Source organism: Enterobacter sp. ECC_219_Taxon_10 (genome assembly GCF_058354905.1).
The window spans coordinates 3,227,403-3,249,408 of sequence record NZ_CM178005.1 but is presented as its reverse complement, the minus strand read 5'-3'; the positions used below and the strand labels follow the sequence as shown (position 1 = coordinate 3,249,408).

General features: G+C 59.6%; 13 protein-coding genes. 4 read left to right on the top strand and 9 right to left on the bottom strand.

The window, feature by feature from the left end; translation table 11 throughout:
* Positions 1-23: 23 nt before the first annotated feature.
* The 8 genes from trhP to yegD all read right to left on the bottom strand — a co-directional run bounded on the left by trhP (position 24) and on the right by yegD (position 14,118).
* A complete protein-coding gene (trhP, locus tag AC4ICF_RS15475) occupies positions 24-1,385 on the bottom strand; it encodes a prephenate-dependent tRNA uridine(34) hydroxylase TrhP (RefSeq protein ID WP_032652696.1) in 1,362 nt (453 codons plus the stop codon).
* 174 nt (positions 1,386-1,559) lie between these two features.
* On the bottom strand, positions 1,560-2,282 hold the full coding sequence (gene baeR / locus AC4ICF_RS15470) for an envelope stress response regulator BaeR (RefSeq protein WP_163330208.1): 723 nt from the start codon (positions 2,280-2,282) through the stop codon (positions 1,560-1,562).
* The gene (baeS, locus tag AC4ICF_RS15465; RefSeq protein WP_316379400.1) at positions 2,279-3,682 is read right to left on the bottom strand and encodes an envelope stress sensor histidine kinase BaeS; all 1,404 of its coding nucleotides are present in this window, start codon (positions 3,680-3,682) and stop codon (positions 2,279-2,281) included. Before baeS ends, baeR begins: the two co-directional genes overlap by 4 nt.
* Complete coding sequence (locus tag AC4ICF_RS15460; RefSeq protein WP_316379402.1) at positions 3,679-5,094, bottom strand: MFS transporter; 1,416 nt, start codon at positions 5,092-5,094, stop codon at positions 3,679-3,681. The genes baeS and AC4ICF_RS15460 overlap by 4 nt, the downstream gene beginning before the upstream one ends.
* Complete coding sequence (gene mdtC, locus AC4ICF_RS15455; protein WP_233002603.1) at positions 5,095-8,172, bottom strand: multidrug efflux RND transporter permease subunit MdtC; 3,078 nt, start codon at positions 8,170-8,172, stop codon at positions 5,095-5,097. It abuts the gene before it with no gap.
* Positions 8,173-11,295 carry an MdtB/MuxB family multidrug efflux RND transporter permease subunit gene (locus AC4ICF_RS15450; RefSeq protein ID WP_316379404.1) on the bottom strand — a complete coding sequence of 1,041 codons (3,123 nt, stop codon included), beginning with the start codon at positions 11,293-11,295 and terminating at the stop codon, positions 8,173-8,175. It lies immediately after the preceding gene.
* On the bottom strand, positions 11,295-12,497 hold the full coding sequence (locus AC4ICF_RS15445) for an MdtA/MuxA family multidrug efflux RND transporter periplasmic adaptor subunit (RefSeq protein ID WP_163330204.1): 1,203 nt from the start codon (positions 12,495-12,497) through the stop codon (positions 11,295-11,297). The genes AC4ICF_RS15450 and AC4ICF_RS15445 overlap by 1 nt, the downstream gene beginning before the upstream one ends.
* 268 nt (positions 12,498-12,765) lie before the next feature.
* A complete protein-coding gene (gene yegD, locus AC4ICF_RS15440; RefSeq protein ID WP_116338777.1) occupies positions 12,766-14,118 on the bottom strand; it encodes a molecular chaperone in 1,353 nt (450 codons plus the stop codon).
* 130 nt (positions 14,119-14,248) lie between these two features.
* Between yegD and alkA the strand changes: the two genes are divergently transcribed.
* On the top strand, positions 14,249-15,121 hold the full coding sequence (gene alkA, locus AC4ICF_RS15435) for a DNA-3-methyladenine glycosylase 2 (protein WP_316379405.1): 873 nt from the start codon (positions 14,249-14,251) through the stop codon (positions 15,119-15,121).
* On the opposite strand, the gene AC4ICF_RS15430 is transcribed toward alkA, so the two are convergent.
* Entirely contained in the window at positions 15,086-18,415 is a 3,330-nt protein-coding gene (locus AC4ICF_RS15430) for a diguanylate cyclase (protein WP_491466104.1), read from the bottom strand. The genes alkA and AC4ICF_RS15430 overlap by 36 nt on opposite strands.
* A gap of 343 nt (positions 18,416-18,758) precedes the next feature.
* Between AC4ICF_RS15430 and udk the strand changes: the two genes are divergently transcribed.
* The 3 genes from udk (at position 18,759) to asmA (ending at position 21,946) form a co-directional block, all read left to right on the top strand.
* Complete coding sequence (gene udk, locus AC4ICF_RS15425; protein ID WP_008500855.1) at positions 18,759-19,400, top strand: uridine kinase; 642 nt, start codon at positions 18,759-18,761, stop codon at positions 19,398-19,400.
* 91 nt (positions 19,401-19,491) lie between these two features.
* A complete protein-coding gene (gene dcd / locus AC4ICF_RS15420; RefSeq protein WP_020883257.1) occupies positions 19,492-20,073 on the top strand; it encodes a dCTP deaminase in 582 nt (193 codons plus the stop codon).
* Between the two features lie 22 nt (positions 20,074-20,095).
* Complete coding sequence (gene asmA / locus AC4ICF_RS15415; RefSeq protein WP_163330202.1) at positions 20,096-21,946, top strand: outer membrane assembly protein AsmA; 1,851 nt, start codon at positions 20,096-20,098, stop codon at positions 21,944-21,946.
* Positions 21,947-22,006: the final 60 nt, after the last annotated feature.

The window sequence follows — 22,006 nt, the reverse complement described above, 5'->3', positions numbered from 1 at the left end:
CGCGAAAAAATTTCCCTGATTAACTATTTGCCGTGTGGGTTTCGGGTGCTTTCACCGTTGAAGTTACGCATCAGCAGCGCGAACTTCAGCTCCACCTCTTCAGGCACCGGCAGCCAGACGGTATGACCGTCGCCCGGCGCCACGTCAATCGCTTCGCCTTTACCGTTTTCCAGATGCTCCAGCGTGAAGTTCATGTTGCCCTGTGGGGTCATCAGCTCCAGGCTGTCGCCTTTGGTGAACTTGTTTTTCACCGCGACGGCCGCCAGCGCGCCTTTGCGCTCGCCGGTGAAGTCGCCGACAAACTGCTGGCGCTCGGAAACCGAGTAACCGTGCTCGTAGTTCTGGTAGTCGTCATGGGTATGACGGCGCAGGAAGCCTTCGGTATAGCCGCGGTGTGCCAGGCCTTCCAGGGTTTCCAGCAGGCTGGTATCGAACGGTTTACCGGCTGCCGCATCGTCGATGGCTTTGCGGTACACCTGCGCGGTACGCGCGCAGTAGTAATAGGATTTGGTACGGCCTTCGATCTTCAGGGAGTGCACGCCCATCTGGGTCAGACGCTCAACGTGGGCGATGGCGCGCAGATCTTTCGAGTTCATGATGTAGGTGCCGTGCTCGTCTTCAAAGGCGGTCATGTACTCGCCCGGACGTTTGGCTTCTTCAATCATAAACACGCTGTCGGTTGGCGCGCCGATGCCCAGCGTCGGCTCAACGTTAGTCACCGGAATAGGCTCGTGCTTGTGGACGATGTTGCCGATGTCGTCCTCTTTGCCTTCCTGGACGTTATATTCCCAGCGGCAGGCGTTGGTGCAGGTGCCCTGGTTCGGGTCGCGCTTGTTGATATAGCCGGAGAGCAGGCAGCGGCCGGAGTAGGCCATGCACAGCGCGCCGTGAACGAATATCTCGATTTCCATATCCGGCACCTGGGTGCGGATCTCTTCGATCTCTTCCAGCGAAAGTTCGCGGGACAGAATGACGCGGGTCAGCCCCATCTGCTTCCAGAACTTGACCGTCGCCCAGTTGACGGCGTTAGCCTGTACGGAGAGGTGAATATCCATCTCCGGGAAGTTCTCCCGAACCAGCATGATTAAACCCGGGTCCGACATGATCAGCGCGTCCGGCCCCATGTCCACCACCGGTTTCAGGTCACGGATGAACGTTTTCAGCTTGGCGTTGTGCGGCGCGATGTTCACGACCACGTAGAATTTTTTGCCCAGAGCGTGCGCTTCGTTGATGCCGAGCTGCAGGTTCTCGTGGTTGAATTCGTTGTTACGCACGCGCAGCGAGTAGCGCGGCTGGCCCGCGTAAACGGCGTCGGCACCATAGGCGAAAGCGTAACGCATATTTTGCAGCGTTCCCGCCGGGGAAAGGAGTTCCGGTTTAAACATGTTTGTTCTCGTTCTGATGACAGGTCAGATCCGCGTGCACCAGGTGCAGCGGTAAGGGGAGATCCCCCACTTTAAGGGCGGGCATTGTAGCGCTGCGGGGGAGGGAGGTAAAGCTTTGCCCCTCACCCTAACCCTCTCCCCTTTGGGGAGAGGGCAGGGTGAGGGGGTGTTTATTTACGCAATCCTGCACGCATCCGCTTCCCAGCGATACCCCACGCCATACACCGCGCGGATAAACGACTGCTCGGCGTCCAGCGCCTCCAGCTTCCGGCGCAGGTTTTTAATGTGGCTGTCGATGGTGCGGTCGGTCACCACGCGGTAATCGTCGTACAGGTGGTTCAGCAGCTGTTCGCGGGAGAACACTTTTCCCGGTTCGTGGGAGAGGGTTTTCAGCAGGCGGAACTCCGCAGGCGTCAGGTCCAGCAGCTTGCTTCGCCAGCTCGCCTGGAAACGGCTTTCGTCGACAATCAGCGGGCTTTCGGCGTCCAGCACCTGAAGCTCGCGCTGCGGCCTGCAGCGGCGCAGAATGGTTTTCACGCGGGCAACCACTTCACGCGGGCTGTAGGGTTTGCAGATGTAATCGTCTGCGCCAATTTCGAGCCCCAGCAGGCGGTCAATCTCTTCAATTTTGGCGGTGACCATGACGATGGGCACCTCAGAGAAGCGACGAATTTCACGGCACAGGGTCAGGCCGTCGGTGCCTGGGAGCATCAGATCCAACAGGATCAGGTCCGGCGGCGTCTGACGCACGTACGGCAGCACCTGGTCGCCGTGGCTTATCAGTGAGGGGGCGTAGCTGGCCGCGCGTAAATAGTCGATCAGTAGCTGCCCCAGCTTGGGCTCGTCTTCGACAATCAAAATGCGCGGCGTGTTTTCGTCAATCGGTAACTCGGTCATGCTTCCCTCGATAAATCCCGTTCCAGAGGTAACTCTACTGTAATGCTAACCCCACCAAAAGGCGAATGGGCGGCGCGAATGGTGCCATTATGCGCCTCGACGATGTTAACGCAAATCGCCAGCCCCAGGCCGGAACCGCCGCTGGCGCGGTTGCGTGAGCCTTCGGTGCGGTAAAAACGCTCGAACAGTTTTTCCAGTTGCGCGTCCTGCACGCCGGGGGCGGAATCCGCGAAGGTAAGGGCAAAGCGTCCATTTTCCTGCCTGCCAGAGATATGCAGCCCGCCGCCGCTGTCGGTGTAGCGCAGGCTATTTTCCAGCAGGTTATTGAACAGTTGCATCAGTCGGTCTTTGTCGCCGAACACCACCGCGCTGTCCGGCAGGGAGAGGTCGATTTTCAGGTTGCGGCTGGCAAACCGTTCCCGGAAGGCACCGCTGGCAACTTCGAGCACGTTAATCACATCGATGGGGGCCTTCTGGTAGGCCAGCGCCCCTTCGTCGGACATGGAGAGCTGGTGGAGATCGTCCACCAGCTTGGTGAGCGTGCCCACCTCCGCCTGCAAAGAGGCCACCGATTCTGGCGTAAACTGGCGTACGCCGTCCTGAATGGCCTCCAGCTCGCCGCGCAGCACCGCCAGCGGGGTGCGCAGCTCGTGGGAAATATCGGCCATAAAGTCGCGGCGCATCTGCTGGTTCTTCTCCAGCGTGCTGGCGAGCTGGTTAAAGTCCTGCGCCAGCTTGCCCAGTTCGTCCTGGCTGCGGGTATCGACGCGGGTGGTGAAATCCCCGGCGGCCAGCTTGTGCGTGCCCTCCACCAGCCGTTTCACCGGGGCGAGCAGACCGCGCGCCAGCGGGAAGGTGGCGAGCGCGGCGAGCAGGGTGGAGAGGGCGACAATCAGCCAACTGGTCCGGCGCTGCTGTCGGTCAAAGTTGATGTCGGTGTTGCGCGTCAGGCGCTCCACCGGGGAGGCGATAACCCAGCCGACGGTGGCGTTATTGACTTTGATCGCCCGGCGAGTGCCGTCCGGCGGGATGGGCGAACGCGGGCCAACCAGCGTGCGCATGTCCTGGTCAATCACCCAGAACTGGGTGCGCCAGCCGTGCGGCGGCATGCCTGGCCCCGGGCGATCGTCGCCGGTATCGTGCTCCAGCGAACGCAGGATCTGGAAAATAAAGCGGTCGTTATTGCGCAGAAAGCGCCAGTTACCGTGCTGGGCGTACTGTTCGCTCAGCGCATCGCTTAAGCCCTGTAAACGCTGCTCGTTACCATGCTTGATGTAATCAATAAAGCCGCGCTCGAAGCTGACCCGTACCGCCCAGTGCATGGTGATCAGCAGGACGATACAGGTAGCAAAAATTGCCAGAAAGAGCTTGCCGGTAATGCCCGGACGCCAGAATTTCATGATCCACTCCTTTTGCCGCGCCTAATCACGACGTTCTTGCTGGTATCATCCGGCACTCTGGCGAAGATGAACGCGGGCAGGGCGATGATGACCGCCATGCTGAGGTAGGTATACATAAAGACCTGATGCGCCACGGGCGTGTCGACGCTGAGATGGTGCTGGCCGTACATGCCGAGCAGCAGCCCCGCGATGGTCACCCCGACGCTCATGGAGAGCTGCATGATCATCGACAGCAGGCTGTTGCCGCTGCTCGCCAGTTCGTCCGGCAGGTCCTTCAGCGTCAGGGTATTCATTGACGAGAAGCGCATGGAGTTGACGATACCCTGGCAGAACAGCACCAGCGGCAGAACGTAGTACCAGCCCATCAGCGCCACGGCCATAAACAGCAGGCTCACCAGCGCCAGCCCCAGCGTGGCGGTCACCAGCACGTGGCGGTAGCCAAAGCGGTTCACCACCTGCACCACGATGCGCTTCATCCCCATGCTGCCGAGCACCATCGGGATCATCATCAGGCCCGCGTGGAACGGCGAAAAGCCCATGCCAATTTGCAGAAACACGGGCGTCATAAACGGCAGCATGCCGCTGCCGATACGTCCGGCGAAGCTGCCGAACAGACCAAGGCGGTAGGTAGGGTTTTTAAACAAGTTCAGGCTGAAGAGCGCCTTATCGTTACCGCTGGCGTGCCACAGATACCACAGTATGGCGGTAACGCCGAGCGCGATCAGCAGCCCGAGCGTCAGGGGCGAAATACCCAATCCTTTTTGCCCGTCGAGCGCCAGAGTAAGCGTTGCCATGCCCGCCGCCAGCAGGATAAAGCCAAAGAAGTCGAAGCGGCGGGTCTGCATTTTGTAGTTCGGCATCAGCGCCAGGGTGGCGATAGCACCGACGATGCCCACCGGCAGGTTGATTAAGAAGATCCAGTGCCAGGAGGCGTACTCTACCAGAATGCCGCCCAGCGCCGGGCCCAGCAGCGGCCCCACCTGACCGGGGAGGGTCACAAAGGTCATCGCTGCCATGTACTGCTCGCGCGGCACAATCTTCATCACCGTTAAGCGCCCTACGGGCACCATCATCGCCCCGCCAACGCCCTGCAGCACCCGCGCCATCACCAGCTGGTCGAGGGTGTTGGCCTGGGCGCAAAACAGCGAGCCGGTGGTAAACAGCACGATGGCGGTAAAGAAGATATTCCGCACCCCGACTTTGTCGGCCAGCCAGCCGCTGGCAGGCAGCATCACGGCGACCGTCAGCACGTAGGAGGCAATCACCATATGCATATGCAGCGGGCTCTCCCCCAGGCTTTTCGCCATAGAGGGGAGGGCGGTGTTGACGATGGTCGTATCCAGCGACTGCATAAAGAAGCCGAAGGCGACTATCCATAACTGCCAGCGAACGTTAGCGGGGAGATCGGTCATCTACTCGGTCACCGTGGTTCTGTTTTTACGCGAAAAGCGCAGCCGCAGGCGGTCGAAGAACAGATAGACCACCGGCGTGGTGTATAGCGTCAGCAGCTGGCTCATGACCAGGCCGCCGACAATAGTGATTCCCAGCGGCTGGCGCAACTCTGAGCCGTCTCCGCCCGAGATAACCAGCGGCAGCGCGCCAAACAGCGCCGCCAGCGTGGTCATCATGATCGGACGAAAACGCAGCAGGCAGGCCTGGAAGATCGCCTCCTCCGGCGACAGGCTGCCGTTGCGCTGGGCATCCAGCGCGAAATCCACCATCATAATGGCGTTTTTCTTCACGATGCCGATTAATAGCATGATCCCAATCAGCGCGATGAGGCTGAACGGCGCGCCGAACAGCTCCAGCGCCAGCAGCGCCCCCACGCCCGCTGACGGCAGCGTCGAGAGGATGGTCAGCGGGTGAACGTAACTTTCGTACAGCACGCCCAGCACAATATAGACCGTGGCGATGGCCGCCAGAATCAAAATCACCTGCGAGTTCATCGTCTCCTGGAACACCTGCGCGGTCCCGGCAAAGCTGCCGCGCACGGTGGACGGCACGCCAAGCTGCGTCATCGCGCGGTTGATTGCGTCGCTGGCCTCAGAAAGCGACGAACCGGCGGGGAGGTTAAAGGAGATGGTCGACGCCGCTGACAGCCCCTGGTGGTTCACAGACAGCGGCGCGTTGGCCGGCCGCCAGCTGGCAAAGTAGGAGAGCGGTATCGCCTTGCCGTCGCTGTTAATCACAAACATTTTGTCCAGGGCGCTGATGTCCTGGGTGTAGCGCGGGTCAACTTCCATCACCACCTTGTACTGGTTCATCGGCTGGTAGATGGTAGAGATCTCGCGCTGGCCGAAGGCGTTGTTCAGCAGGCTGTTGGCGGCTTCAACGTTAATGCCCAGCCGCGACATGGTTTCGCGGTCGTAGGTGAGCGCCATCTCCGCGCCGTTGTCCTGCTGATCGGAGTTCACGTCTGCCAGTTGGGGCAGGGCGGCCAGCGCCTTGCGGATCTTCGGCTCCCACTCGCGCAGGGCGGCTAAATCGTCCGAGAGCAACGTGTACTGATAGCTGGCGTTAGCCTGGCGCCCACCGACGCGGATATCCTGAACGGCCATCAAAAACAGGTTTGCCCCCGGCTCTTTGGCGAGTTTAACCCTAAGACGGTCAATCACCTGCTGGGCGGTTTCGCTGCGCTCGCCGCGGGGTTTCAGGGTAATAAACATCATCCCGCTGTTGACGCGCGAGCCGCCGGTAAAGCCGGTGACGTTATCGACCGCCGGATCTTCACGAATGATCTTCATAAAGTCCTGCAGCTTGCCGCGCATCGCCTGGAATGAAATGCTCTGGTCCGCCTGAATGCCGCCCATCAGCACGCCGGTGTCCTGCTCCGGGAAGAAGGTTTTCGGAATGGTGATATACATCCAGACGTTAAGCCCAATGGTGGCGATCAGTACCAGGCCGACCAGCCGCGTATGGTTCAGCACCCACTTCAGCGATTTGCCGTAGCCTTCCTGCATCGCCATCAGAAAACGACCAAAGCCTTTGCGGCGCGGCTGCGAATGGGGCTTGCTGCGCTTGAGCATCCAGCCGCACATCATCGGCGTGAGCGTCAGGGAAATCACCAGTGAAATCCCGATGGCGACGGAAAGGGTGACGGCAAATTCCCTCAGCAGCCGGCCCGGCAGCCCGCCCATCAGCAGCAGCGGCAGGAACACCGCCACCAGCGACAGGCTCATGGAGAGCACCGTAAAGCCCACCTCGCGCGTGCCCTGCAGCGCAGCCTGCAGCGGCTTAACGCCCGCTTCCAGGTGGCGGGAAATGTTTTCCAGCACCACGATGGCGTCATCCACCACGAAGCCCGTGGCAATCGTCAGGGCCATCAGCGACAGGTTGTTAAGGCTAAACCCGCACAGGTACATGGCGGCAAAGGTGCCGATCAGCGAAACCGGCACCGCCACCGCCGGGATCAGCGTCGCGCGGCCGGAGCGCAGGAACAGGAAGACCACCAGGATCACCAGCGCGACGGAGATAATCAGCGTTTGCTCCACCTCCTCAAGCGAGGCCCGAATGGTCGGGGAGCGATCCTGGGCAATCTGCAGATCGATTGCCGCCGGGATCGTCTCCTGCAGTTCCGGCAGACGGGCGCGGATGCTGTTCACCGTCTCGATAATGTTCGCTTCCGGCAGCTTGCGGATCATCAGCAGGATCGCCGGTTTCGCGTTGGTCATCCCGGCGTTGCGCACATCCTGCACCGAGTCGGTGACGCTGGCGACGTCGCTCAGGCGCACCGCCGCGCCGTTGTTGTAGTGAATGATCAGCGGCTGGTACTCGGCTGCGGTTTTCAGCTCGTCGTTGGTCTGGAGCTGCCAGCGGTGGCTGCCGTCCTCAATTGCCCCCTGAGGCCTGCGCACGTTGGCGTTGCTGATGGCGGAACGCACATCGTCCAGCGACACGCCCTGGTTGAACAGCGCCTGCGGGTTTAAGCCCACGCGCACGGCGGGCAAAGAACTGCCGCCGACGCTTACGTCACCGACGCCATTAATTTGTGAGATTGTCTGCGCCAGCTGGGTAGACGCAAAGTCGTAAAGCTGACCCTGCGAGTACGTATCCGAGGTCAGAGTCAGGATCATGATTGGCGCATCGGACGGGTTGGCCTTGCGGTAGGTCGGACGGCTCGGCATCCCGCTCGGCAGCAGGCTTTGTGCGGCGTTGATGGCCGCCTGCACGTCGCGCGCCGCACCGTTAATATCCCGGTCGAAGCTGAACTCCAGAATGATGCGTGTGCTGCCGAGCGAGCTGCTGGAGGTCATCTCGTTGACCCCCGCAATCCGCCCGAGCGAACGCTCCAGCGGGGTGGCGACCGATGACGCCATGGTTTCCGGTGACGCACCCGGCAGCGAGGCGCTGACCATGATCACCGGGAAATCCACCTGCGGCAGCGGGGCAACAGGCAGCAGGCGGAAGCCCAGCACGCCGCAGAGAGTAATGGCGAGCGCGATTAAAATCGTCGCCACCGGGCGATAAATGAAGAGGGCGAAAAGCTTCACTTACGCCTCCTCTTCACGCTTCGGGAAGCGGCTTTTGGTCCACAGCGCCAGGCGGTCAAACAGCAGGTAGATCACCGGCGTGGTAAAGAGCGTTAGCACCTGGCTCACCAGCAGACCGCCGACCATGCCGATACCCAGCGGGCGGCGCAGCTCCGCGCCGACGCCGGTGCTGAGCATCAGCGGCAACGCGCCCAGCAGGGCCGCCAGTGTGGTCATCAGGATCGGACGAAAACGCAGCAGGCAGGCCTGGAAGATGGCATCGCGCGGCGACATGCCCTGCTCGCGCTCGGCGGCCAGGGCGAAGTCGATCATCATGATGGCGTTTTTCTTCACGATGCCGATCAGCAGGATGATGCCGATGATGGCAATGACGTCCAGCTCGCTGCCCGCCAGCATTAATGCCAGCAGTGCGCCCACGCCCGCCGTCGGCAGGGTAGAGAGGATGGTGATCGGGTGGATAAAGCTTTCATACAGCACGCCAAGCACGATGTACATCGCCACCACCGCAGCCACGATCAGCCAGATGGTGTTCCCCAGCGCCGCCTGGAACGCCAGCGTGCTGCCCTGGAACTGGGTCTGAATATCGGACGGGAAGCTGAGCGCTTTTTCAGCAGCCTGGATGGCCTCCACCGCTTCGCCGAGAGAATAACTGTCCGACACGTTGAAGGAAATGGTGGTGGACGGGAACTGATCCAGATGATTAATCGACAGCGGGGTATAGCGCTCCTCTACCGTGGCGATGGCGCTAAGGGGCACAATGCCGCCGTCTTTGCTGGTCAGGCGCACCGAGTCCAGCGCGGCCAGGCCGGGCGTGTTCTCCGTGTTGTGCTCCAGCACCACGCGGTACTGATTCGCCTGGGTGTAGATGGTGGAGATCAGGCGCTGACCGAAGGCGTTGTACAGGGCATTGTCCACATCAGACATGGTGATGCCCAGACGGCTGGCGGTGTCGCGGTTGACGTTCACGTACGCCGCCAGCCCCTTGTCCTGCCAGTCGCTGCTGACGTCGGCGAGCTGCGGCAGGGTGTTCAGTTTTTCCACCAGCTGCGGTACCCAGGTGCTGAGGGCATCCAGCGTGGTGGCCTGCAGCGTGAACTGGTACTGCGTGCGGCTGACCTGGGTATCAATGGTCAAATCCTGAACAGGCTGCAGATAAAGCTCAACGCCCGGGACGCGGGCCACGGCGTTTTGCAGCCGCTCAATGACTGCGTTCACGCGGTCGTCGCGCTCATCCAGCGGCTTGAGGTTGATCTGCAGACGCGCGCTGTTGAGCGACGGGTTGGTGCCGTCCACGCCGACGTAGGCCGTCAGGCTCTCTACAGCCGGATCCTTCATGATGATTTCAGACACCTGCTGCTGGCGCTGCGCCATGTTCGCGAAGGAGACCGACTGCGGGGCCTGAAGCGTGCCCTGAATAATGCCGTTGTCCTGGATCGGGAAGAAACCTTTCGGAATGAAAATCCACAGCATCACGCTGAGTGCCAGCGTGCCCAGCGCTACGCCGAGCGTCGCCCACGGATGGTTGAGGACTTTCGCCAGCACGCGACCGTAGGCGGCAATAATCCGCTCGAACATTCGCTCGGAGGCGCGCGAGAAGCGGTTTTGCTTGCGCAGGGATTCATGGCTCAGCATGCGGGCGCACATCATCGGCGTCAGGGTCAGCGACACCACGGCAGAGATCAAAATGGCGATCGCCAGCGTCACGGCAAACTCGCGGAACAGCCGCCCGACGATATCGCCCATAAACAGCAGCGGGATCAGCACCGCAATCAGCGAGAAGGTCAGCGAGATAATGGTAAAGCCGATTTCCCCTGCGCCTTTCAGCGCGGCGGCCAGCGGCTTTTCGCCTTTCTCGATATAGCGCGAGATGTTCTCGATAACGACGATGGCATCGTCCACTACGAACCCGGTGGCAATCGTCAGCGCCATCAGCGTCAGGTTGTTAATCGAAAAGTCGAGGAACACCATCACCGCAAAGGTCCCGACCAGCGAGAGCGGCACGGCGACGGCGGGAATAATGGTTGCCGGGACGTTGCGCAGGAACAGGTAGATGATCATGACGACCAGCGCAATCGCCAGCATCAGCTCGAACTGGGTGTCGGTGACCGAGGCACGAATGTTGGTGGTGCGGTCGGACAGAACCTTCACGCTGACCGATTTCGGCAGGCTTTCAATCAGCTGCGGCAGCATGCTGCGAATGCTGTCGGCGGTTTCGATGATGTTGGCGCCCGGCTGGCGCTGCACGTTCATCACGATCGCCTGCTGCTTGTTCGCCCACGCGCCGAGCCAGCTGTTTTCTGCCCCTTGTTCCACAGTGGCGATGTCGCCCAGGCGGATCGGCGCGCCGTTCTGGTAGGCCACAATCAGCTGACGGTATTCGTCGGCGGACTGCATCTGGTCGTTCGCCGAGAGGGTGACCGCACGGGTCGGGCCGTCCAGCGAGCCTTTTGCCGAGTTGACGTTGGCGCTGCTGATGGCGCTGCGGATGGTTTCGCTGGTCAGCCCCAGCGCGGCAATCGCCTGCGCGTTAAGCTTCACGCGCACGGCGGGGCGCTGACCGCCCGCCAGCGTGACGAGGCCGACGCCGGAGACCTGCGAAATTTTCTGCGCCACGCGCGTTTCGACCATGTCTTCGACCTGGGTCATCGGCATGGCGGAGGAGGTAACGGCAAGCGTCATGATCGGCGGATCCGCCGGGTTGACCTTGCTGTAGACCGGCGGGTTAGGCAGGTCGGACGGCAGCAGGTTGGTAGCGGCGTTAATCGCGGCCTGCACCTCCTGTTCGGCGACGTCCAGCGACAGCGTCAGCTGGAACTGCAGCGTCACGACGGATGCCCCGCCGGAACTCTGGGAGGACATCTGTTTTAACCCTGACATCTGACCAAACTGGCGCTCCAGCGGGGCGGTAATGGCGGACGTCACGACGTCCGGGCTGGCGCCAGGATACAGCGTCACCACCTGGATGGTGGGATAATCCACTTCCGGCAGCGCCGACACGGGCAGGAAGCGGTAGCCAATGATCCCGGCCAGCAGGATCGCCACCATTAACAGCGTGGTGGCGACAGGGCGGAGGATGAACAGGCGTGATGGCCCACCTGTAGAGCTCGGGGGCATAACCTGCATCAGGAGGTCGCTCCCTGTTTCGCAGGTTCAACCACTTCTACTTTCGCGCCTTCGGTCAGGCGGTCGATGCCGTCGGTGACCACGCGGTCGCCGGCGGAGAGCCCGGCGCTGATGACCACCGTCTGGCTGTCCTGAATCCCGGTTTTCACCAGATGCTTGCTGACTTTGTTGTCGCTGTTCAGCACCCAGACGAAGCTACCTTCGTTACCCATCTGCAGCGCTGCGGTGGGGATCACCACCGCGTTCTCTTCGGTCGCGACCAGCATTCGCGCGTTGACGAACTGGTTCGGGAAGAGGGCGTCGTCCTGGTTGTTAAAGCGTGCCTTCAGCTTGATGGTGCCGGTGGTGGTGTCGATCTGGTTATCCAGGCTAAGCAGTGAACCCTCGCTCAGCTTCTGCTTGTTGGTGCGGTCCCAGGCTTCCACTATCAGGCCTTTACCGGCTTTTTGCGCCTGAATGACGGTCGCGATATCGCTTTCCGGCAGGGTAAAGACTAAATCAATCGGGTGGGTTTGGGTGATCACCACGATGCCCGTGGTGTCGCCGCTGGAGATCTGGTTGCCGATATCGACCTGCTTCAGGCCCACGCGACCGTCAATCGGCGCGGTGATGCGGCTCCAGTCCAGCTGCAGCTGCGCGCTGGCGACGGCAGCCTCGTCGGCTTTGATGGTGCCCTGCGTTTCGCTGACCAGCGACTGCTGGGTGTCCAGCTCCTGACGCGATACCAGATTGGTTTTCACCAGCTGCTGGTAGCGCGCTAAATCGCGCCGGGCGTTGGCGAGAGTGGCTTTGTCTTTCGCGAGCTGTCCCTGCGCCTGGGCGAGGGCGACCTTAAACTGGCTGGGGTCGATTTCCGCCAGCAGATCGCCGGCTTTGACCTGCTGACCTTCCTGGAAGTGGATCGCGATGAGCTGACCGTCCACGCGGCTGCGCACCGTGGCGGTATTCGCGGCGGTAATGGTTCCGAGCCCCGTCAGATAACGCGGAACGGCTTTGCTCACCGCCGTCGCCGCCTGAACCGGCGCCAGCGCACCGCCGCGCATGCCGTGACGGCCGCCGCCAGCCGGGCGCTGCGCCTGACTGCTGGCACCGGCGGGGGCTGCGGAATTTGCGGATTGGCTGTGCCAGTACCAGGCGGCGGCAAGGGCCACCACAATGATGCCAGCGGCGATTGCCCAGCGGGATTTGTTACTGCCTTTCATCGTTATACGTTCTCATCCTGAAACACTTCGGGGAATGATACTAGTTTAGTCAGCTAACACAGCGGAAAAATGGAGGAAATATGGAAGACTGTCAGGAATGGTCTGAATGGAGGTAAACGCACAACGGCAACATTCGTTGCCGTTTTTGGTGTTTTCTCCCTCTCCCTGTAGACTGAGGGATCCCCACAAAATAATGTTTGCATGGACGACCCCCTCTCCCTTGAGGGAGAGGGCCGGTGTGAGGGCACCAGACCGCACAGCAACCGCACTAGCTAAACATCACCTGCGCCCAGCGCGCCAGCCCTGCGGTTACGGAGCCAAAGTCATCCCCACCGGCAATCGGAATGCCCGGCAACTGTTCCGCCAGCGCTTTCTTGATCAGCGGCGAACGGGCGCTCCCCCCGGTCAGGTAAATGACGTCCGGCTTCTCTTTGCCGTTCTCCAGCGCCAGCTGCACCTGCTCCAGAATGCGCTGCAGCGGCTGGGCAAGCGCCGTTTCCAGCCCCTCCTGCGAAATCGAGGTGGCCAGCTCCTCGCTGATAAACGGCAAGGACACCGCATGTTCAGCACGATCCGAAAGGGCGATTTTGCTCTCTTCCGCAGTACGCACCACGCGGTAGCTCAGGCGCTGACGCCACACTTTATAGAGCAGGGCGACTTTTTCGGCATCCTGCGCGTCGCGCACCAGATCGTTGAGGAAGCGACCGTTCGCGGTACTGTAAAAATCACTCTGCGCCGGGACGTCGTTGATGGCAATCGCGTTCCACCACGGCAGTATTGGCAGGGCAATCCCTTTTTCCGTTTGACCGCCCATGCCGAGCAGCGGCATCAGGCTCTTGAATGCCAGGGCGATATCCAGATCGTTACCGCCTACGCGGCAGCCGCTGTGCCCGAGCAGGCTGTTTTCACGATCGCGACGGGTATGCCACTGCGGCCCCATCAGCAGTAGCGAGCAGTCGGTGGTTCCCCCGCCGATGTCCACTACCAGCACGCGCTTCTCTTCAGCCAGCGTGGCTTCAAAGTCCAGCCCCGCGGCAACCGGTTCATATTGGAACACCACGTCGCGGAAGCCTGCCCGGTGCGCCGCGCGTTCAAGGATCCCTTGCGCCTGCTGGTTGGCATCGTCGCCGCCCAGCCCCTGGAAGTTGATCGGTCGGCCAATCACCGCCTGGGTAATCGCATCGGAGACCTGCGTCTGCGCCTGATTGCGAATATGCAGCATCATCGCGCACACCAGGTCTTCAAACATCGCCACCTGCTGCGGCTTCAGGCCGCTGGCGCCGAGGAAGGACTTCGGTGACTTAACAAAGTAGACCTCTTCCGGGTCTTCAACATAGTGACCGAGCGAGGAGAGGCCGAACTGCACGCTGGAGGGCGTAACGTCGATGTCCTCCTCGCGGTTAAAGCTGACCGCACGGCGCAGCAGCGCCTGGGTTTCCGCTGCCGTAGCAGGTACCTGATGGTGGCGGAACAGCCATTCGCTTACCGCCTCACGCGTCGGCGCGCAGAGCATTGACGGCAGCAGCGTGCTCTCTTTTTCCATTTTCAGGAGCTGCGGCTGTCCGTTTTGCATGATCGCAACCGAGCAGTTTGCCGTACCGTAGTCAAATCCAATAAACACGATTAATCCCCATGCCGGTGAGAAGGGGCGAGACTTTAGCGGAATGCCTGTCCGCCGACAACAGGAATATGAAAGCAAGGCAAAACAGGGGCTTTCCGTTTATGCTGATAACAATAAAAAAGGAGCAGCGATGTATACCCTGACCTGGCAACCCCCTTACGACTGGCAGTGGATGTTTGGCTTTCTCGGCGCGCGTGCGGTGACGGGCATTGAAACCGTCACGCACGACTACTATGAGCGCAGTTTTGCCTGCGACGGCCATCAGGGGATATTTCGCGTGACGCCGGAGATCGCCACCCATACGCTGACCGTGACGCTCAGCCCGGGGTTAGTTCCGGTTGCGCAGACGTGTCTTGAACGCATCGCACGCCTGTTCGACCTTGCCTGCAACCCGCAGCAGGTCGCGGATACGCTGGGGGATCTCGGCGCTGCCCGGCCCGGCTTGCGTTTGCCGGGGGCGATGGATGCGTATGAGCAGGGCGTCCGGGCGATCCTCGGGCAACTGGTGAGCGTAGCGATGGCGGCGAAACTGGCTTCCCGCGTGGTCGCCCTGTGCGGGGAGCCGGTGAAGGATGCACCGGGTTATGTCTGCTTTCCCTCCCCGGAAGCGCTGACCTCAGCCGATCCTTTAGCGCTCAAAGCGCTCGGTATGCCGGTAAAACGCGCGGAGTCGCTGATTCATCTGGCGCAGTCGGTCGTCGACGGGGCGTTTCCGCTGACGCCGCCTGAGGACGTTGAGGCAGGCATGAAGGCGCTACAGCAGCGGCCGGGCATCGGGCGCTGGACGGCAAATTACCTGGCCCTGCGCGGCTGGCAGGCGAAAGATGTGTTTCTTCCGGATGATTATCTGATTAAGCAACGCTTCGCCGGGATGACGCCCGCGCAGATTCGGCGTTACGCCGAGCGCTGGCAGCCGTGGCGCTCCTACGCGCTGCTGCACATCTGGTATACCGACGGCTGGAAGCCGTCAGTTGATGGCGAAATAGCTGGTGTTGAGCAGTAGATCCAGCGGCTGCGGCTCGGCGATGGTGTCGCCATAGATAAAATCAATGCCGATGCCGGAAAGCGTATCCATCATGATGGGCTGGTTACAGGGGCCAGCAATGGTTTTCATCCCCAGACGCTGGGCGTGGCCCTGAACGATGGTCACCATCATCTCATCCATCAGATTGCCATACACGTTGCTCACCACCTCGGCGTCCAGCATCAGATAATCGGCCATGTTCGGGCTTAGGTGGGAGAAGACGTTCAAGTCGCGCCCTATCTGGCTGAAGATCACCCGGCAGCCAGCCTGGCGAAGCTTTTGTAACCCTCGCTGCAGATTCTCATCCGGGTTACACACCGCGTCGGCTGCGATGACCAGATGCAGCAGACGGCCCGGCATAGGGCTGTTTTCGAGCAGGTCGAGAAGTTCATCGACAAGCGTCACGCTGGCTAAACCGGCCGCAGAAAGCGGCAGAGCTATCCCCATCCCTTTACGGGCAACCTGTGCAGCAGAGGTGCGGAAAAACTCACCAAAGATTCGTCTGTCGAGGGCGTGCAGCAGCTCAGGCTCCGCGAGGCCAGAACGGAAGGCGTGCTCCTCCTGGACTTCACCCTGGCTGGTCCACAGGCGTAGCGAAATCAGCCAGAAGTTACAGCTTTCCGGTATGCGCGGGGAGGCGACGCTGCGGGCGATCATCATCAGGTGATTGTCTTTAATCATGTGCCACTGTTCGTCCAGCGACATCATGCTGCGCGCGCTCAGATCCCGCTCCTGCTGCGGTTCGTATACCGTCACGATGCCGCGACCGCTGTTCTTCGAGGCATAACAGGCAATATCCGCCTGCGACATCACCTCTGACGCCAGGTGGTTATGTTCATCAATCAGCGTAATACCCGCGCTGGCCCCAATCCGGTGCAGGCGGCCTTCCCACATAAAGTGATAGTCATTGATGGTATGGATCAGGCGACCGGTGATATAGCGCGCGCTCTCAATATTGCAGTCCGGCAGCAGCAGCCCAAACTCGTCGCCGCCCAGGCGCGCCAGCACGTCGCTGGAGCGAAGCAGGGTTAGCATCATGGAGGAGAGTTCCCGCAGCAGGGCATCCCCCGCCGCATGGCCTGCGGTATCATTGACGGCTTTGAAGCGGTCCAGATCGATGAAGACCAGCGCATGACGCTGACGCGTCTCACGAACGGTTTGCAGAAGTCGTTTGAGATGGTTTTCGAAGCTGACCCGGTTTGCCAGGTGGGTGAGGGCATCGTGCGACGCGCTGTAGCTCAGCTGACGCAGCATTTTGCGCGACTCGGTCACGTCCTGAATAACGATAACCGAGCCAATACTATGCCCATCAAGGGTGCTGAGTGGCGTAATGCTGTAGTGGATATCAAACGATCCGCCTGTGCGGCAGTTCAGCACCACGTCCTGGTCGATATCTGAGCGTGAAATATCGCCGCTGTGAATGTTCTCCATCAACTGTCCCCGTTCTCCGAAGGTGATGTGTAACACCTTCAGGATCGGCTGGCCGATGGCCTCGGTCTGCAGCCAACCGCTCATCTTCTCGGCGACAGGGTTCATAAAGGTGACGTTCATGTCGATATCGGTGCAGAGCACCGCTTCGCCGATGGAGTCGAGCGTGATGTGCAGGCGTTCTTTTTCCTGGAACAGCGCTTCGTTAAGCTCCTTCACCTCGGTCATGTCCATGTTGATGCCGAGTAAACGTTCCACTTCACCCTCTTTATTCAGCACCCGATTTGCCAGGGAGCGAATATGGCGTACGCCTTCCTTCACGCGGATACGGAATTCAAGCTTAAACGGCAGACGAGAGACCAGAGAATCCCGCAGCACCTGCTCCGCATGGGCGCGATCCTCTGGCAACATTCTGTCGTGCCAGAGTTGCCAGGTGGGCTTGATGTGCGGCGGAATTTCATACAGCTCAAACATCCGCTTATCCCAGCTGATGATGTCAGGCTGCAGATCCCACTCCCAGATGCCGATGCCGCCCGCTTCGTTGGCCAGCGTAATGCGCTCCATCAGACGCTTGTTGACCCACTCGGTCTGCTTCAGGTCGTTAATGTCTTCAATCTGGGCAATAAAATAGAGCGGTGAGCCGTCGGCATGGCGCACGACGGAGACGGCCAGAAGCGCCCAGACGACTTCCCCGCTGCGCGTGTAATAGCGCTTTTCGAGGGTGTAGGTATTGATCTCGCCGTTGACCAGCTGCTCCAGCTGTTCCAGGTCGGTATGCAAATCTTCCGGCCAGGTCAGCTGCTGGAAGGTGAGCGACTGTAGCTCGGTCTGACTGTAACCGAGGAAGTTGCACAGTGCCTTGTTAGCCTGAAGCCACTGGCCCTCTATGCTGACTAACGCCATACCGATGGCGGAATACTCCATCGCATTGCGAAAGCGCTCTTCGCTTTCGGTGATGTGTTTGCGCTCGGCACGGAAGGCATACATCACCATGGTCATCACGTTAGCGGGAAGGAGCAGCATCAGGAACGGCAGCCACGGCGCGTTCATCATCGGCCCGGCATGTTGGGTGGTCAGCGCCGAAGGGTTATGGGCAATCATCAGTGAAACGACCATCACGGTAACCAGAAACACCATGAACGCTTCCATCCGCGGCAAGCGCACGGCGCTCCACATAAGCAATACGATCACGCAGGTAAAGGGCCACGGCAGCCAGGTGATGGCAGCCCAACTGAGGGCCAGCGTCACGGCCATGGTAACCAGCGTTTCGAGCAGTAATCGCGGGTCACGGTGACGGAGCAGGTAATGGGATTTAAACAGCAGTCCCAGAGGCACCAGCGCCAGCGCGCCGATGGATTCGGACAACACCCAGACGATGAAATTACGCAGCGGCTCAGGGCCGGGGACCAGAAACGTCACCAGAATACCGCCCGCCAGCGGCGGCACCAGCGCGCTGCCAATGGCCAGGCGGATCCAGTCGTTTAAATTTTGCAGCGGGTTATACCACGGAAGCAGCTTGCGCAGTAATACGGCGCCGATGACGGCCTCGATAACGTTTATTGCGGTGTAGGTGAGGTTTATCGATGCCCAGGAGAACAACATCCACGAGGCCAGAATATTGCCAAACGAACAGGCCAGGGCGATCCCGGGCCACATTTTTCCTGCATGGCGGTAAAACGCCACCATCATAATGGCGGTGGGAAACCAGAGCGGCGCCAGCAGGGTACCGAAGCGGGTAAGCTCCAGCGAAAATAAGGTAAAGATAAAGGTGACCAGGCCCAGACAGACAAGTCGCAATAAAGGATGTGGGGTGGTAACCAAAACCCGCTGGTATTGTTTATTCATTACCGCTTTATCCAGAGACGCCATGCCGTCAGGAGAGAAGTGCGCACGAGTGAATTTGATAATTTGGTTTATGCTAGTACAAACAATTTACAATTCATATGGCGGCTGCTCATAATTTGACATCATAGAGTTATTAAATAGTTACTCGCTAAAAAATTCCTGTTAAACGCTGAAAAAACGGTCATTAAAATTTCTTTCAGGGAGCAATGCGCCACTTTTCAGCCTGTCTCGCAGAACCTGCGCATTCGACTGGTATCACGCCCGCGAAATCCCTATAATTGCCGCGTTTGACGCTCCGGCGTCGTCCTTCCTTAACATCCAGGTTATTCAGGTCGCTAAATTTATGACTGATAAGTCTCATCAGTGCGTCATTATAGGCATCGCCGGCGCATCGGCTTCAGGTAAAAGTCTAATTGCCAGTACGCTTTATCGCGAACTGCGTGAACAAGTAGGTGATGAGCACATCGGCGTCATTCCCGAAGACAGCTATTACAAAGATCAATCCCATCTGTCGATGGAAGAGCGCGTAAAAACCAACTACGACCACCCGAATGCGATGGATCACAGTTTACTGTTCCAGCATTTAGAAGCCCTCAAGAGCGGCCAGGCTATTGAACTGCCCGTTTACAGTTACGTAGAACACACCCGCACCCAGGAAACGATCCGCATCGAGCCAAAGAAGGTCATTATCCTTGAAGGCATCCTGCTCCTGACCGACGCCCGCCTGCGCGAATCCATGAACTTCTCCATCTTCGTCGATACCCCGCTGGACATCTGCCTGATGCGCCGCATCAAGCGTGACGTTAACGAGCGCGGCCGTTCGATGGACTCCGTCATGGCGCAATACCAGAAAACGGTCCGTCCGATGTTCCTGCAGTTTATTGAACCATCCAAACAATACGCCGATATCATCGTCCCTCGCGGGGGCAAAAACCGCATTGCGATTGATATCTTAAAAGCGAAAATCAGTCAGTTTTTTGAATAAGCCGCGCGAATTGTGTACCGTTCAGAGATAACCTGGTTTTACCCTGAGTGTTTAAGGCCTCAGGGTACGATGCATGAAAGGAGAAAGTGCCATGCGTCTTTGCGATCGCGATATTGAAGCCTGGCTGGATGAAGGCCGTTTGTCTATTACCCCGCGTCCCCCGGTGGAGCGTATCAATGGGGTGACCGTTGATGTACGGTTGGGGAATAAATTCCGCACATTTAGTGGCCACACTGCGCCGTTCATCGACCTCAGCGGGCCGAAGGATGAAGTCAGCGCCGCGCTCGATCGCGTTATGAGTGATGAAATCGTCATTGACGAAGGCGAAGCTTTTTATCTGCATCCAGGCGAACTGGCGCTGGCGGTGACGTATGAATCCGTGACCCTGCCTGCGGATCTCGTCGGCTGGCTTGATGGCCGTTCTTCTCTGGCCCGCCTGGGGCTGATGGTTCACGTCACCGCGCACCGTATCGACCCAGGCTGGTCCGGCCGTATCGTGCTGGAGTTCTTCAACGCCGGCAAACTGCCGCTGGCGCTGCGCCCCGGAATGATGATTGGTGCGTTAAGCTTTGAACCGCTGACAGGCCCGGCAGACAGGCCTTACAACCGCCGCCAGGACGCAAAATACCGCGACCAGCAGGGTGCGGTTGCCAGCCGTATTGATAAAGACTGATCGTTAGTCCACTGAGGATGCCATGAGAAGAGTTCTGACAACGCTGATGATTTTGCTGGTGGTGCTGGTTGCTGGCCTTTCGGCGTTGGTTCTGCTGGTTAACCCGAATGATTTCCGCGCTTATATGGTGCGGCAGGTCGAGGCACGCAGTGGTTACCAACTGAAGCTTGACGGGCCGCTGCGCTGGCACGTCTGGCCACAGCTCAGCATTCTCTCTGGCCGCATGTCGTTAACCGCACCGGGCGCCGCACAGCCGCTGGTCTCTGCGGACAACATGCGTCTTGACGTGGCGCTGATCCCGCTTATTTCCCATCAGCTGCAGGTTAACCAGGTGATGCTGAAGGGCGCGGTCATTCAGCTTACCCCGCAAACCGAAGCCGTGCGCGACGCAAATGCGCCGGTCGCGCCGCGCGAGAATACCTTACCGGATGAACCGTCCGATACGGGCTGGTCGTTTGATATAGGCAAACTTAAAGTTGCCGATAGCGTGCTGGTGTTCCAGCATGAGGATCAGGAGCAGGTCACCGTTCGCAACATCAACCTGCAGATGGAGCAGGATGAACACCATCTTGCGTCGCTGGAATTTAGCGGACGGGTGAATCGCGACCAGCGGGATCTGACCCTCTCGTTGAATGCAAATGTGAATGCGTCGGACTACCCGCATCAGCTCACGGCTGACATCCAGCAGCTTAACTGGCAGCTGACGGGGGCGGATCTCCCTACCCAGGGGATCACAGGGCAGGGGACGCTGCAGGCCGTATGGCGCGAAGAACAAAAACAGCTGGCGCTGGATAACCTCAATCTGCAGGCCAACGACAGCAGCCTGAAGGGGCAGGCGAGCGTCACGCTTGACGAAAAGCCGAAGTGGGTGCTGAACCTGCAGTTTGACAAGCTCAACCTGGAGAACATCCTGCCACCGCTGCCGGCAAGCGCAACGGACAGCGATGCGACCCAGACGGGGCAAAGCCAGTCACCGGTGTCACGTCCGGTTATCTCGTCTAACCTTGAACAGCCTGACTATAATGTTTTGCGCGGCTTCACCGCCGATATTGCGCTGAAAGCCAACAGCGTGCGCTGGCGCGGCATTGATTTTACCGACGTGAGCGGCAAGATGTTCAACCACAACGGGTTGCTGGCGATCTCCGAACTTAGCGGCAAAATGGGGGCAGGGCATCTTTCGCTGCCAGGAACGCTGGACGTGCGTAAGGACGTTGCCAGCGCTGAATTCCAGCCGCGTCTCGACAACGTTGAGATTGGCAGCATCCTCAAAGCCTTTAACTATCCGATATCCCTGACGGGGCAGCTAACGCTGGCGGGGGATTTCTCCGGCACCAAAATTGATGCCAACGCCTTCCGCCGGGAGTGGCAGGGTGAAGCGCACGTTGACCTGAAAGATTCCCGTATGGAGGGGCTCAACTTCCAGCAGCTTGTCCAGCAGGCGGTGGAGCGCAGCAGCGATGTTAAAGCGCAGGAAAACTACGACAGCGCAACGCGCCTCGACAGCTTCACCACGGATCTGACGCTGGATAACGGGATACTGACCCTTGCCGGGATGCAGGGAACCTCGTCCATGTTGTCGTTAACCGGAGAAGGCTCGCTGGATCTGGTCAAAGAGACGGCGGACACGCGCTTTAACGTCCGGGTACTTTCCGGCTGGCAGGGCGAAAGCAAGCTGATTGATTTCCTTAAAGAGACACCGGTTCCGCTTAGCGTATACGGCAAATGGCAGGCGCTGAACTACAGCCTTCAGGTGGATCAGATCCTGCGTAAGCATCTGCAGGATGAAGCGAAACGTCGGCTTAATAGCTGGGCGGATCGTAATAAAGATTCCCAGAATGGCAAGGATGTGAAGAAGCTGCTGGATAAGCTTTGAGGTTCGTGGTGCCGGGTGGCCTGATGCCTCACCACAGCCCTCTCCCACGGGAGAGGGAGC

Coding starts and splice junctions, on each gene's coding strand:
- baeR (WP_163330208.1), bottom strand. CDS start 2,282: ATGACCGAGTTACCGATTGACGAAAACACGCCGCGCATTTTGATTGTC.
- alkA (WP_316379405.1), top strand. CDS start 14,249: ATGTATACCCTGACCTGGCAACCCCCTTACGACTGGCAGTGGATGTTT.
- trhP (WP_032652696.1), bottom strand. CDS start 1,385: ATGTTTAAACCGGAACTCCTTTCCCCGGCGGGAACGCTGCAAAATATG.
- AC4ICF_RS15450 (WP_316379404.1), bottom strand. CDS start 11,295: ATGCAGGTTATGCCCCCGAGCTCTACAGGTGGGCCATCACGCCTGTTC.
- AC4ICF_RS15445 (WP_163330204.1), bottom strand. CDS start 12,497: ATGAAAGGCAGTAACAAATCCCGCTGGGCAATCGCCGCTGGCATCATT.
- baeS (WP_316379400.1), bottom strand. CDS start 3,682: ATGAAATTCTGGCGTCCGGGCATTACCGGCAAGCTCTTTCTGGCAATT.
- asmA (WP_163330202.1), top strand. CDS start 20,096: ATGAGAAGAGTTCTGACAACGCTGATGATTTTGCTGGTGGTGCTGGTT.
- AC4ICF_RS15460 (WP_316379402.1), bottom strand. CDS start 5,094: ATGACCGATCTCCCCGCTAACGTTCGCTGGCAGTTATGGATAGTCGCC.
- udk (WP_008500855.1), top strand. CDS start 18,759: ATGACTGATAAGTCTCATCAGTGCGTCATTATAGGCATCGCCGGCGCA.
- AC4ICF_RS15430 (WP_491466104.1), bottom strand. CDS start 18,415: ATGAATAAACAATACCAGCGGGTTTTGGTTACCACCCCACATCCTTTA.
- dcd (WP_020883257.1), top strand. CDS start 19,492: ATGCGTCTTTGCGATCGCGATATTGAAGCCTGGCTGGATGAAGGCCGT.